This window comes from Scandinavium sp., from assembly GCF_051650185.1.
Classification (GTDB): Bacteria; Pseudomonadota; Gammaproteobacteria; order Enterobacterales; family Enterobacteriaceae; genus Scandinavium.
In genome coordinates this window covers 1-13,430 of record NZ_JBOFIN010000135.1, presented here as the reverse complement: position 1 = coordinate 13,430, position 13,430 = coordinate 1, and the positions used below count along the sequence as shown (strand labels likewise).

Below are 13,430 nucleotides of genomic sequence, written 5' to 3'. Positions count from 1 at the left end.
ATAGCCTTCTCCATTACATAATCTTAACAATATAGTCGCACTCATCTGACAGGTAGTGCGAATCACCCAAGGGGATGTTATGCAACGTATCGTCTTATGCTGTGCCGCTGGGATGTCAACCAGCATGCTGGTCAACAAAATGAAAGCCGAAGCCCAGCTGCGCTCGCTGGAGCTGGATATCTACGCGGTGCCAGTGGCTGAATTTGAACGCGAGTTGCCCGGTGCGGACGTCGTTCTGCTTGGGCCACAGGTCAAGTATGAAGCGGCGCGACTGACCGCGATTGCCGCCCCGCAAGGCAAAGCCGTGGCGGTTATCGACATGGCTGATTATGGCCTGATGCGTGGCGCAGCCGTGCTCGACAAAGCGCTGGCACTTATCGCTCACTAACTTTTTCCATCACTCCTGACAGGCACTTCCGCGTGACGCTGGCGTTCACGCGCAGGCTTTCGTGTGCCGAAAATGAGGTCGTCATGCAACCATTGAAAATCGCCGTCATCGGCGGCGGCAGTAGCTACACCCCGGAACTGATTGAAGGCATCATCGTGCGCTACGAACAGCTGCCGGTCACGGAGCTTGCGCTGGTGGACGTGGAATCCGGGCGTGAGAAGGTCAACATCATCGCGGCGCTGACGGAGCGAATGCTGAAACATAAAGGGCTGGAGCACGTGAAGGTCAGCGTGCATTTCACCCTCGACGACGCAATTCGCGGCGCGAAGTTTGTCCTGACTCAGCTGCGCGTCGGGCAACTGGCGGCGCGCGCTCAGGACGAGCGTTTAGGCCTGAAATACAATCTGCTGGGCCAGGAAACCACCGGCGTGGGCGGTTTTGCGAAAGCGCTGCGCACGATTCCGGTGATCCTTGAGGTGGCCCGTAAAGTGGAAGAACTGGCCCCGGACGCTTCTATCCTCAACTTCACTAATCCGGCGGGCATAGTGACCGAGGCCGTCAGCCGCTACAGCAAAGCGAAAATCATCGGGCTGTGTAATGTGCCGATCAATATGCAGCACATGATTGGCAAAATGCTGAATGCCGATGAGGCCACGCTGAACCTGCGCTTCGCCGGACTCAATCACATGGTCTGGATCCACAAGGTCATGCAGGGTGAGAAAGACGTCACCGCTGACGTGATAGAGATGCTGTGCGACGGCACTGCGCTTTCGATGAACAACATTAAAGAACTGCCGTGGCCTGCCGATTTCCTGCGTGCCCTGAAGGCGATCCCGTGTCCGTATCACCGCTATTTCTGGCTGACGCCTGCCATGCTGGCCGATGAGATTGAGGCGGCAAAAAGCAAAGGCACTCGCGCCGAGCAGGTGATGAAAGTCGAGCAGGAGCTGTTTGATCTGTACGCCGATCCGAACCTCGATGAAAAGCCAGAACAGCTGAGCTTCCGCGGCGGTGCGTATTACTCCGAAGTGGCCGTTGAGCTGATCAACGCCATTCATAACAACCTTGGCAAAGAGATGGTGGTCAACACCCGTAACAACGGTGCGATCCACGGCCTGGACGATGACGCGGTGGTGGAGACCAACAGCATTATCGATGCGCAGGGCGCGCGTCCATTGGCCTTCGGGCCGTTGCCTCCTGCCATGAACGGCCTGACGCAGCAGGTCAAAGCTTTTGAGCATTTAACGATTGAAGCGGCGGTTCATGGCTGTCGCGAGAGTGCGCTGCTGGCGCTGGTCACTAACCCGCTGGTGGGCAACGTGACGGATGCGCAGGCGCTACTGGAAGAAGTGTTAACCCTGAATCGTCAGTGGTTGCCGCAGTTTAACTAACTTTTTTAGACGGGATTTCACCATGTCAAAAACGACTTTGATTGAACGCTATGTCATGCCCGTCGCGCTGAAAATCGCCGGGCAAAAACACGTGCTGTCGGTGCGTGACGGGATCATTCTCAACATGCCGTTTATGCTGATTGGCTCGTTTTTCCTGATTTTCGCCTATCTGCCGGTGCCAGGCTATGCCGAGATGATGACGCATCTGTTCGGCGACGTCTGGCGCGATAAAATGCTCTACCCGGTGAAGGCGACCTACGACATCATGGCGCTGATTTCGAGCTTCGGGATTGCCTATCGTCTGGCGGAAAAATACCGCACGCTCGACCCGCTCACCGCCGGGGCGATGTCGCTGGTGGCGTTCGTGATGACCATCCCGCAGAACACGCTGTTCACGCCGGTTCACGGCGCGGCGGAAGTGGTGAAAGGCGTGATTCCGGTGAGCATGGTGGGCAGCCAGGGGCTGTTTGTGGCGATTGTCATTTCGCTGATTTCGACCGAGATTTATCGCTTCGTCGCCGGTCGCAATCTGGTTATCCGCATGCCAGATGGCGTACCGCCTGCGGTGGCAAAATCGTTCCTCGCGCTGATCCCCGGTTTTTGCGTCCTTGCCGTTGTGCTGGCGTTGCGTCTGGCGGTAGAAGCCTCACCGTTTGGCGACATTAACAGCATGATCGCGACGATCATCGGTATCCCGATGCACCACGTTGGCGGCACGCTGCCTGGGATGATCATCTCAGTGATCCTGATTGGTATTCTGTGGACGCTCGGCCTGCACGGTGACGCCATTGTGCTGGTCTTCATCCAGCCCGTGTGGCTCTCGAACATGGCGGAAAACCTGACCGCGTTCCAGCAGGGCCTGCCGATCCCACACATCATTACCCAGCAGTTTTACGATTTATGGATTGCTCCGGGCGGCACGGGCGCGCTGTTAGGTCTGGTGCTGTTTATGCTGTTCAGAAGCCGCAGCGTGCAGCTGAAGCAGCTCGGTAAAATCGCGGCACCGGGTGCGCTGTTCAACATCAGCGAACCGATGGTGTTCGGTATTCCGCTGGTGATGAACCCGTACTTCTTCCTGCCGTTTATTCTGACGCCGGTTATCCTGGTGATTGTGACCTACACCGCGATGGCAACCGGGCTGGTCGCGCCGCCAGCGGGGATTGCGCTGCCGTTCACCACGCCGATTTTCATCAGCGGCTACCTGGCAACGGGCGGGCATGTTTCCGGCACGGTATTGCAGGTGGTGAATCTGGCGATTTCGCTGGTGATTTACTATCCGTTCTTCCGGATTTGGGATCGCCTGAAGGCGAAAGAGGAGCACGCATCGCAGCAGAAAGAGAGTGCGGCGGCGGCGGTAGAAGGATTGCCTAACGCATAAAGCAAACGCCGGGCGGCACTGTGTTTGCCGGGCCTACAAGGTCCGTAGGCCTGTGCAAGCGCAGCGCCGCCAGGCAATGTTACGCTCGCTGTATCCACCAAATAGCTTCAAACGGGCGCAGCGTTATCGCGCCCGGTTTGTTTTGAGGCTGCGGGTAGTTGCTCATCGCAATTTCCCATTCACCGTCCATTTCACCCGGCTCACAGTGCTGCGTGTCGCGACTGAGGTTAGCCGCGACGATCAGCGTTTGCCCTTGCCATTCGCGGCGATAACACCACAGCGACGGATGCTTCGGCAGCAGATCCTGATAGTTGCCCCAGGTCAGCAGCGGCTCGTTTTTTCGCAGCTGAATCAGCTGTTGATAGGCGTAAAACACCGAGTCCTTGTCGTTAAGCGCGGCCTGGACGTTGATCTCCTGCGCGTTGTCACCCAATGCTATCCACGGCTTTCCTGTGGTGAAGCCACCGTGAGCTTCTGCGCTCCACTGCATTGGCGTGCGGCTGTTATCGCGGGATTTGCTGGCGAGGATGGCCAACAGCTCATCGGCATCGCGGCCCTGCGCACGCAGTTCAGCGTACATATTGTGGCTTTCTACATCGCGATAGTCCCCGATGGTCGTGAAATGCGGATTGGTCATGCCAATCTCTTCACCCTGATAGATATACGGTGTGCCTTGCATGCCGTGCAGCACCATCGCCAGCATCTTCGCCGCCGAAACCCGGTATTCACCTTCATCACCAAAGCGCGACACGATGCGCGGCTGGTCGTGGTTACACCAGAACAGTGCGTTCCACGCGACGTTGTGCATGCCTTGTTGCCAGTGGCTGAACAGGGCTTTCAGGGCGACGTAATCCGGCAATGCCCGCGTCCACTTCTCACCGTTCGGATAATCCACTTTCAGGTGATGGAAGTTAAAGGTCATCGACAGTTCGCTGCCGTCGAGTGCGGCGTACTGCTGGCAGTTATCCAGGGTGGTGGATGACATTTCGCCGACGGTCATTAAGTCGCGCGGGGCAAACACGTCGCGGCTCATTTCCTGAAGGAATTCGTGGACGCGCGGTCCATCGGTATAGAAGCAGCGGCCGTCGCCAACCGGATCGCTCGGGAAGCTCTGATCTTTGGAGATCAGATTGACGACATCGAGGCGCAGGCCGTCCACGCCGCGATCGGCCCAGAACTCACAGACTTTTTTCAGCTCGGCACGTACTTCCGGGTTTTCCCAGTTCAAATCTGCCTGCTCGGTGGCGAACAGATGCAGATAGTACTGTTCGCTTTCGGCGTGCCACTGCCAGGCGTTGCCGCCAAACTTCGAGCGCCAGTTGTTCGGCACTTCGCCGGATTTGCCGTCGCGCCAGATATAGAAATGACGGTACGGGCTTTCCGGGTTTAACGAGGCCTGGAACCACGCATGTTGGGTGGAGGTGTGATTCAGCACCATATCCAGCACGATGCGGATGCCGCGCGCTTTGGCTTCAGCGACCAGTTCGTCGAAATCCTCCAGCGTGCCGTAAGCCGGATCGATGGCGGTGTAGTTTGCCACGTCATAGCCGTTATCCACCTGCGGGGAGACGTAGAACGGTGTCAGCCAGATAGCATCAATACCGAGGGTTTTCAGGTAGTCGAGGCGCAGCGTGACGCCGCGTAAATCGCCGGTTCCGCTGCCGGTAGTGTCCTGAAAACTCTTTGGATAGATCTGGTAGATAACGCCGTTTTGCCACCAGTGGGGAAGGTTGTTCATAAGGCTGTCCTGGTCAAAAGAGGAAGGGGCGCAAAGGCGCCCCAAAAAGAGTTACACAATCTGCAGCGTGCCCTGGCGGAACTTACGCTGATACATCACGGTGGTGAGTGCGACTGGCACGATAATCGCGATGGCCATGGCGAGGGCAAACACCTGCCAGTAAGTTGGCTGAATGGAGAGGATGCCCGGCAGGCCGCCGACGCCAATCCCGTTTGCCATCACGCCATTCAGGCCACACAGCAGGCCAGCGAGGCCGGAGCCAATCATGGCGCACAGCATCGGGAAGCGGTATTTCAGGTTGATGCCGTACATCGCCGGTTCGGTTACACCGAGGAAGGCGGAAATCGCTGCCGGAACGGAAATTTCACGTTCGTTCTGTTTACGGCTACAGATGATGATGCCGACAACGGCAGAAGCCTGAGCGATGTTAGACAGGGCAATCAGCGGCCAGACTGGCGTGCCGCCCATGCTCTGGATCATCTGCATGTCGATAGCGAGCGTGGTCTGGTGCACGCCGGTGATCACCAGCGGCGCATACAGGAAGCCGAACAGCGCGGCGCCAATCGGAGCGAAGCTGCCGGTCATCAGGTGGCGAACCGCGAAGGCCACACCGTCGCCAATCCAGCGACCAAACGGGCCGATAAAGGCGTGAGCGAGGAACACCGCGAGGATCAGCGAGCACACCGGCACAATCACCAGATAGAGGTAATCCGGCACGATGCGCTTCATACGCGTTTCAATAAAGCCCAGCATCAGGCCTGCCAGCAGCGCCGGGATAACCTGTGCCTGATAGCCCACTTTTTCAATGGTAAACAGGCCGAAGTTCCACACGTCCGGGATTTTGCTGCCGAGTTCGTAGGCGTTCATCAGTTGCGGGGAGACCAGCGTCACGCCCAGCACAATACCGAGGATCGGCGTACCGCCCATTTTCTTCACCGCAGACCAGCAGATACCCACCGGCAAATAGAAGAAGATGGCTTCGCCAATCAGCCACAGGAAGTCATACAGGCTTTGCAGGCCGGGGTACATTTTGGCCAGCGTCAGGCCGTTGCTCATCGGCACATCGCCAATGACGTTGCGGAAGCCGAGGATCAAACCCCCGCTGATCAACGCTGGCAGAAGCGGGAAGAAGATCTCCGCGAAATGCGAGATCATCCGCTCGTGCCATTTCATGTTCTGACGCGCGGCCAGTTTAGCCTGCTCTTTGTCGGCAGAAGCCTGACCTGTGCTCGCCAGCAGCGCTTTGTAGTAATCGCCCACTTCGGTACCAATCACCACCTGGAACTGCCCGGCGTTGGTGAAGCAGCCTTTGACCATCGACAACTCTTCAATGGCTTTCGGACTGGCCTTCGCCGGATCGTTCAACACGAAACGAAGACGGGTAATGCAGTGGCTGACGGTGGCGATGTTGTCGCGACCGCCGACCAGCTCTATCAGGCTATCGATATCCTGTTGTTTTACTTTGCTCATCATGAAGCCTCATGACCGTAGGGGAGAGGGAGTGTCATTGTCTGGCTGCAAGACTATCCGTTTCGCTTTTACGGGAAAATGGGAACGTTCCCGAAGTTGGGGAAAGATCACACTATTTCGTTTTCAGGCAGGGTTAGAAATCAGGCAAGAGTTGCGGGGATCACCAGCTGCTGCGGCTCGCTGCGGCCGTTGATCTGCTCGATCAGTTGATTCGCGGCCTGGCGACCCGCTTCGCCGTAGCCGGGATCAACGGCCACGATTTCCGGGTGCAGAAACTTCATCAACGGCGTGTTGCCGACGCTGGCAAGTTGCAGGCTGTCGATGCGTTGATCCTGCAGATATTTGCTGGCACCCATAGCGAGGGTGTCGGTGGCGCAAACCAACGCCGTCGTCTTTTCATGTTTGACGCTGGCCACGGCTTCATAACCCTGTTTCATCGCAAGGCCTGGCAGGGCGGCGACCGGGTCGAGTTTGTGCTTTTTACAGAAGGCAAGATAAGCATCGTGACGGCGTTTCCCGGTGGTGACATCGCTTTGCGGCACGCCGAGATAGCTGATATGGCGATGCCCTTTGTCGTAAAGGCGCTGCATTAAGAGGGTGATCGCCCCTTCATCGTCATAGCAGACGGAAGCAATGCCTTTGGCATCACGCGCCAGCATCACCAGCGTTTCCCGCCATGGCGTTAGCATACTTTGTGAAACGCCGGTAAAGCCAAACAGTACCACGCCATCGATGTTCCGGCGTTGCAGCATCCCAAGATGTTCTTCCACTTTCTCTGGCGAGAACTGGCTTTCCATCATGATCGGATCGTAACCCTGCTCGTAGAACACCGGGAGCATGGTCTGTACCGCCAGATTTTCCGACAGCGAATCAAGGCGGGTGACGATAATTGCCACCACTTTATCGCTCTGACCGCGCATCGCCCGCGCAGAGCGGGAAGGGGAGAATCCATGCTGGTTCATCACCGCTTCCACCCTTTCACGGGTGCTGTCGCTGACGCCGCTTTCATTGTTGAGGACGCGAGAAACCGTCGATTTTCCGACGCCGCTTAAGCGGGCAATGTCTTTAATGGTCAGCCGGTTTTGCATCTTTTTATCCGTATCAGCGAAGCGGTCAATGTGTCAGAGCGTAATCGTACTCAACGTCAGTTCAATGAGTAAAGTCTGGTATACGTGCCGTTTAAAGAGCGGCGCGTAGAATACTGCCATTATCGCTACGCATTGTAAGGCTATCGGCGTATACTGCGCGGCGTTTTCTTTCACTTACCGGAGGCGTTATGGATCCTGATCCCACTCCCCATCCTCGATGGAGCAACTTGTCTTTCCGGTAAGCCAGTCTTTTCACTGCCTTGCCGGTAAACCGTGAGGCAGTGACGTCACCTTTTTGATGTCCCTGTTTTAACTCAAAAGTGCCATTCGGGTGCGGATTTTCTGTGCCCGGAAGTTACCAGCGATCGCCGAACGGCGAGCGCAGAGGGACTTATTATGCTGAAAAACATCACCCGGCAGCTGCTCGCACAGCTCAGCCGCCACCTCCCACATCGTCTGGTCAGCCGCGATCCGCTGCTGGACGGAAAAACAGTTGCCAGCGGGCCGATCCCGGAAACGCTCGGCAAGCAGTGCCTGAACGTCGCTGCGATGGATGAAAATGAAATCTGGCGCGCGTTCAACAGCCATCCGGAAGGGCTTAACCCGCAGGATGTGGCCGATTCACGTGAAAAACACGGGGAAAACGTCATCCCGGCGCAGAAGCCTTCCCCCTGGTTTGTGCACCTGTGGCTCTGCTATCGCAACCCGTTCAACCTGCTGCTGACTATTCTCGGCGTTATCTCTTACTCGACCGAGGATCTGTTTGCCGCAGGCGTGATAGCACTGATGGTGGTTATCTCCACGCTGCTGAACTTCATTCAGGAAGCACGCTCCACCAAAGCCGCCGATGCGCTGAAAGCGATGGTCAGCAACACCGCGACCGTGCTGCGAGTGGTCAACGAGCAGGGCGAAAGCCGCTGGCTGGAGATCCCTATCGATCAACTGGTGCAGGGCGATATCGTCAAACTCTCTGCGGGCGACATGATCCCTGCGGATCTGCGCGTGTTCCAGGCTCGCGATCTGTTTGTGGCGCAGGCGTCGCTGACTGGCGAATCGCTGCCGGTAGAAAAAGTGGCGCGGACTCGTGAACCGCAGCAAACCAACCCGCTTGAAGCCGATACCCTGTGCTTCATGGGCACCAACGTGGTGAGCGGTTCTGCGCAGGCGATTGTCTTTGCGACGGGCGGCAACACCTGGTTTGGTCAGCTCGCCGGGCGCGTCAGCGAACAAGAGAACGAACCTAACGCGTTCCAGAAAGGCATCAGCCGCGTCAGCATGCTGTTGATTCGCTTCATGCTGGTGATGGCGCCGGTGGTGCTGATCATCAACGGCTACACCAAAGGTGACTGGTGGGAAGCCGCGCTGTTTGCGCTCTCCGTAGCCGTGGGCCTGACTCCAGAGATGCTGCCGATGATTGTGACCTCCACCCTGGCCCGCGGAGCGGTGAAACTGTCGAAACAGAAAGTGATTGTGAAACACCTCGACGCCATTCAGAACTTTGGCGCGATGGACATCCTCTGCACCGATAAAACCGGGACGCTGACCCAGGACAAAATCGTGCTGGAGAACCACACCGATGTTTCCGGTAAAACCAGCGAACGCGTGCTGCACAGCGCATGGCTGAACAGCCATTACCAGACCGGGCTGAAAAACCTGCTTGATGTGGCGGTGCTGGAAGGCGTGGAACAAGAGCCTGCCCGCTGCCTGTCTGAACGCTGGCAGAAAATTGATGAGATTCCGTTCGACTTCGAGCGCCGCCGTATGTCGGTGGTGGTGGCTGAACAGGACGATGTGCATCAGCTGATCTGCAAAGGTGCGTTGCAGGAGATCCTCAACGTCTGTACCCAGGTGCGCTACAACGGTGAGATCGTGCCGCTGGATGACACCATGCTGCGTCGCATTAAGCGCGTCACGGATAACCTCAACCGCCAGGGGCTGCGAGTGGTGGCGGTGGCCACCAAATACCTGCCAGCCCGCGCGGGGGATTACCAGCGTATTGATGAATCCGACCTGATTCTGGAAGGCTATATCGCGTTCCTTGATCCGCCGAAAGAGACGACGGCTCCGGCGCTGAAGGCCCTCAAAGCCAGCGGCATCACCGTGAAAATCCTCACCGGAGACAGCGAACTGGTGGCCGCGAAAGTGTGCCATGAGGTTGGCCTGGATGCAGGTGAGGTGGTTGTCGGCAGCAGCATCGACGCGATGAGCGATGATGAGCTGGCTGAGCTTGCCAAACACACCACGCTCTTTGCCCGCCTGACGCCAATGCACAAGGAACGCATAGTGACCCTGCTGAAACGCGAAGGCCATGTGGTCGGTTTTATGGGCGATGGCATCAACGATGCTCCGGCATTGCGCGCAGCAGATATCGGCATCTCCGTGGACGGCGCGGTCGATATTGCTCGTGAAGCGGCGGACATCATTCTGCTGGAAAAAAGCCTGATGGTGCTGGAAGAAGGGGTGATCGAAGGGCGTCGTACGTTCGCCAACATGCTGAAATACATCAAAATGACCGCGAGTTCTAACTTCGGTAATGTCTTCAGCGTACTGGTGGCGAGCGCCTTCCTGCCGTTCCTGCCGATGTTGCCGCTGCACTTGCTGATTCAGAACCTGCTGTATGATGTATCCCAGGTGGCGATCCCGTTTGATAACGTCGATGACGAGCAAATCAAGAAACCACAGCGCTGGAACCCGGCCGATCTTGGGCGCTTTATGGTGTTCTTCGGGCCGATAAGCTCCATCTTCGATATTCTGACCTTCTGCCTGATGTGGTTTGTGTTCCATGCCAACACGCCGGAACACCAGACCCTGTTCCAGTCCGGCTGGTTCGTGGTGGGCTTACTGTCGCAGACGCTGATTGTGCATATGATCCGCACCCGTCGTATTCCGTTCATCCAGAGCCGTGCCGCATGGCCGCTGATTGTGATGACGCTGGTGGTGATGGCGGTAGGTATCGCGCTGCCGTTTACGCCGCTCGCAACCTGGCTGTCACTGCAACCGCTGCCGCTGTCCTACTTCCCATGGCTGGTCGCGATTCTGGTGGGGTATATGACGCTGACTCAGCTGGTGAAAGGGTTCTATGCCCGTCGTTATGGGTGGCAGTAGGAATTGTGCAAACCCCTCTCCCTAACCCTCTCCCGCAGAGAGAGGGAACTGTCCGGTGATGGCATTTGAATTCCCCCCTCTCCCTTTGGGAGAGGGCAGGGGAGAGGGGGAGCTGCACTCTTTCAAACTGGCATTTCACTGAATCTCAACAAGTTGTGACCCACGTCGTCTCCCGCCCTTGACCCCATTAATCCACAAGTGTTAACTGAGTGCTTTGCCGTTTTTGGCCCGTCATAAAGGAAACCCTGATGCTTAAAACTGTGCGCTACAGCTTGTTGACGACTGGACTGTTGTTGAGTGGCTTCGCTCTGGCAACGCCCGAGGGCGATCTCCCTCTGATGCCCTGGCCTGCGCAGGTCGAGCGGCCTTCTGCGCAAGGTGCGCTGGTGCTGAATAATCAACTTACCATCAATTTGAGCGGTGACGATCTGGGCGATGCGGTTAATCGCCTTCGTGGACGCATTGCAAAGCAAACGGGGTGGGAGATGGTGCCGCAAAGCGGCCCGGCGAAAACACCGACCATTGATATCGTGATAGCCAAAAAAGTGCCCGAGCTTCCGCGTCCGGACAGCGATGAAAGCTACAAGCTGGTGGTGGATGAGAATGGCGCGAAGCTGACGGCCAACACTCGTTTTGGTGCGCTACACGGTATCGAAACACTCCTTCAGCTTATTCAAAATGGGCCGGATAACACCGCTATTCCTTATGTCACCATTGAAGATTCCCCACGCTTCCCGTGGCGCGGTGTGCTGCTGGATTCCGCCCGCCATTTCCTGCCAATTGAAGATATCAAACGCCAGATTGATGGGATGGCAGCGGCTAAGCTGAACGTCTTCCACTGGCATTTGACGGATGACCAGGGCTGGCGCTTCGCCTCAACGCGCTATCCGAAACTGCAACAGCTAGCCAGCGACGGGCTTTTCTATACGCCAGCACAGATGAAGGATGTCGTTCACTACGCGGCTGAGCGTGGGGTTCGCGTGGTGCCGGAAATCGATATGCCGGGTCATGCCTCGGCCATTGCGGTGGCCTATCCTGAACTGATGAGCGCACCGGGGCCGTATGCAATGGAGCGCCATTGGGGCGTATTGAAGCCGGTTCTCGATCCGACAAAAGAGGCAACCTATACCTTTGCCGATGCGATTGTCGGTGAGCTTGCCGCCATCTTCCCGGACCCTTATCTGCATATCGGCGGGGATGAAGTTGACGATACCCAGTGGAAAAACAATCCGGCTATCCAGAAATTTATGCAAGAGAACAAGCTGGCGGACAGCCACGCCTTGCAGGCTTATTTCAACCGCAAGCTGGAGCTGATCCTTGAAAAGCATCACCGCCAGATGGTGGGCTGGGATGAGATTTACCACCCGGATCTGCCAAAAAGCATTCTGATCCAGTCCTGGCAGGGGCAGGATGCGCTGGGCGACGTGGCGAAAAATGGTTACAAGGGCATCCTCTCAACCGGTTTCTATCTCGATCAGCCGCAAAGCGCGGCCTATCACTATCGCAATGAGATTGTCCCGCAGGGGCTCAACGGCGTGGACAACATCAGCGATGCTGACAGCGCCCAGAGCTGGAGTTTCAGCATGCCGCGTCTGAAAGGCAGCCCGGTTGAAGGCACCTTCACGCTGGTGAAAGGCGACCAGGAGTGGCGTGGGTTTATTGATTTCAAAGGCAAATCTCGCCGCGCTGTGGACGACATCGAATGGCTGACGCCGGATCAGGTGACATTCACTGTTGATACCTGGATGGGGGAAACCAGCCCGGTTGTCAGCATCCACGACGATCGCCTGAGCGGCTATTTCCTGGTGGGCAACGTGCGTTACCCGATTACCGGGGCGCGACTGGATGATGTGCCGAAAGGCATTCCGCCGGTGCTCCCGAACGCTGAGCAGCAGAAGAATTTAATGGGCGGTGAAGCCGCGCTGTGGGCGGAAAATATCGTCGCTCCCGTGCTGGATATCCGCCTCTGGCCGCGTGCGTTTGTGGTCGCAGAGCGCCTGTGGTCGGCGAAAGACGTGAACGATACCGACAACATGTATCAGCGTTTGCAGGCCATTGACGGCTGGTCGACGGTCTCCGTCGGGCTGCAACAGCACACGCAGCAGCTGGTGCAGTTCACGCGCCTGGCAAACGGCAACGACACCTTACCATTGCAGGTTCTGGCTCAGGCGATTGAACCGGCGCAGTATTACACTCGTCAGCACTTGAAGTTCCAGGCCGGAAACTATCACCAGTTTGAGCCGCTCAACCGCTTTGCGGATGCGCTGCCGGCCGAAAGCAACACCGTGCGTCATCTCAATGAGTGGGCGGACAATCTGGTGAGCGATGCGGAAGACAACGAAAGCGCCGATGCGCTGCGCCACGTCTTCACCCGCTGGCAGAACAACACCGCTGACGTGCTGGTACTGACCGATGGCAATCATCAACTGGCGGCAATCAAACCGGTGGCGTTGCAGGTAGATAAGCTGGCGGCGCTTGGACTGCGCTTAACCGATCTGGTGGCGCGTCAGGGCACGCTGGATGACAAAGAGTATGCGTCGATTCAGACCCAGCTTGATGAAGCCGCGAAAACGCAGGATGAAGTGGTGATTGCGGCGGTATATCCGATTGAGACTTTGCTGCGGGCGACGCGGATAGAGTAGTGCCAGTATGGTATTTTCCCCCTCTCCCCGGACCGTACACCCTCAGGGAGAGGGAGAAATGCAGCGCTCACCGTTCAGTCCCCTCTCCCTTTGGGTGTACGGTCCGGAGACATCATGAACACTTGTTCGGGGACATGGTAGACACTTACAACTAAGGCATAAGAACCCGTTTATGGAGTCGCTTATGCCCTGGGATGCGAGAGATACCATGTCATTACGTACCGAGTTTG

9 protein-coding genes are annotated in these 13,430 nt (G+C 57.1%); 6 read left to right on the top strand and 3 right to left on the bottom strand.

All coding sequences use genetic code 11. From position 1 onward, the window contains the following. Positions 1-79 precede the first annotated feature (79 nt). The 3 genes from ACRCWW_RS18335 to celB all read left to right on the top strand — a co-directional run bounded on the left by ACRCWW_RS18335 (position 80) and on the right by celB (position 3,157). Entirely contained in the window at positions 80-388 is a 309-nt protein-coding gene (locus ACRCWW_RS18335) for a PTS sugar transporter subunit IIB (RefSeq protein WP_438683665.1), read from the top strand. An 83-nt stretch (positions 389-471) separates the two neighbouring features. Then, positions 472-1,779, top strand: coding sequence for a 6-phospho-beta-glucosidase (locus tag ACRCWW_RS18330; protein ID WP_438683664.1), 1,308 nt, complete (start codon positions 472-474; stop codon positions 1,777-1,779). A 22-nt stretch (positions 1,780-1,801) separates the two neighbouring features. Continuing rightward, entirely contained in the window at positions 1,802-3,157 is a 1,356-nt protein-coding gene (gene celB / locus ACRCWW_RS18325; RefSeq protein WP_438683663.1) for a PTS cellobiose transporter subunit IIC, read from the top strand. Positions 3,158-3,236: 79 nt separating this feature from the next. Here the strand turns inward: celB and treC are convergent, their stop codons facing one another. The 3 genes from treC to treR form a co-directional block, all read right to left on the bottom strand. Then, entirely contained in the window at positions 3,237-4,895 is a 1,659-nt protein-coding gene (treC, locus tag ACRCWW_RS18320; RefSeq protein WP_438683662.1) for an alpha,alpha-phosphotrehalase, read from the bottom strand. 51 nt (positions 4,896-4,946) lie between these two features. Continuing rightward, positions 4,947-6,365: a PTS trehalose transporter subunit IIBC gene (treB, locus tag ACRCWW_RS18315; RefSeq protein WP_438683705.1), complete on the bottom strand. Its 1,419-nt coding sequence runs from the start codon at positions 6,363-6,365 to the stop codon at positions 4,947-4,949. A 140-nt stretch (positions 6,366-6,505) separates the two neighbouring features. Continuing rightward, entirely contained in the window at positions 6,506-7,453 is a 948-nt protein-coding gene (gene treR, locus ACRCWW_RS18310) for a trehalose operon repressor TreR (RefSeq protein ID WP_438683661.1), read from the bottom strand. 188 nt (positions 7,454-7,641) lie between these two features. Between treR and mgtL the strand changes: the two genes are divergently transcribed. From mgtL to ACRCWW_RS18295, 3 genes are all read left to right on the top strand, one after another. Beyond that, positions 7,642-7,695 carry a mgtA regulatory leader peptide MgtL gene (gene mgtL, locus ACRCWW_RS18305; RefSeq protein ID WP_219340445.1) on the top strand — a complete coding sequence of 18 codons (54 nt, stop codon included), beginning with the start codon at positions 7,642-7,644 and terminating at the stop codon, positions 7,693-7,695. 154 nt (positions 7,696-7,849) lie between these two features. Continuing rightward, the gene (gene mgtA / locus ACRCWW_RS18300; RefSeq protein WP_438683660.1) at positions 7,850-10,558 is read left to right on the top strand and encodes a magnesium-translocating P-type ATPase; all 2,709 of its coding nucleotides are present in this window, start codon (positions 7,850-7,852) and stop codon (positions 10,556-10,558) included. 248 nt (positions 10,559-10,806) lie between these two features. Continuing rightward, positions 10,807-13,200 carry a beta-N-acetylhexosaminidase gene (locus tag ACRCWW_RS18295; protein ID WP_438683659.1) on the top strand — a complete coding sequence of 798 codons (2,394 nt, stop codon included), beginning with the start codon at positions 10,807-10,809 and terminating at the stop codon, positions 13,198-13,200. Positions 13,201-13,430 lie beyond the last annotated feature (230 nt).

Excerpts from the sequence above, each read along its gene's own strand:
- treB (WP_438683705.1), bottom strand. The coding sequence starts at position 6,365 with ATGAGCAAAGTAAAACAACAGGATATCGATAGCCTGATAGAGCTGGTC.
- ACRCWW_RS18295 (WP_438683659.1), top strand. The coding sequence starts at position 10,807 with ATGCTTAAAACTGTGCGCTACAGCTTGTTGACGACTGGACTGTTGTTG.
- ACRCWW_RS18330 (WP_438683664.1), top strand. The coding sequence starts at position 472 with ATGCAACCATTGAAAATCGCCGTCATCGGCGGCGGCAGTAGCTACACC.
- treC (WP_438683662.1), bottom strand. The coding sequence starts at position 4,895 with ATGAACAACCTTCCCCACTGGTGGCAAAACGGCGTTATCTACCAGATC.
- mgtA (WP_438683660.1), top strand. The coding sequence starts at position 7,850 with ATGCTGAAAAACATCACCCGGCAGCTGCTCGCACAGCTCAGCCGCCAC.
- celB (WP_438683663.1), top strand. The coding sequence starts at position 1,802 with ATGTCAAAAACGACTTTGATTGAACGCTATGTCATGCCCGTCGCGCTG.
- treR (WP_438683661.1), bottom strand. The coding sequence starts at position 7,453 with ATGCAAAACCGGCTGACCATTAAAGACATTGCCCGCTTAAGCGGCGTC.
- ACRCWW_RS18335 (WP_438683665.1), top strand. The coding sequence starts at position 80 with ATGCAACGTATCGTCTTATGCTGTGCCGCTGGGATGTCAACCAGCATG.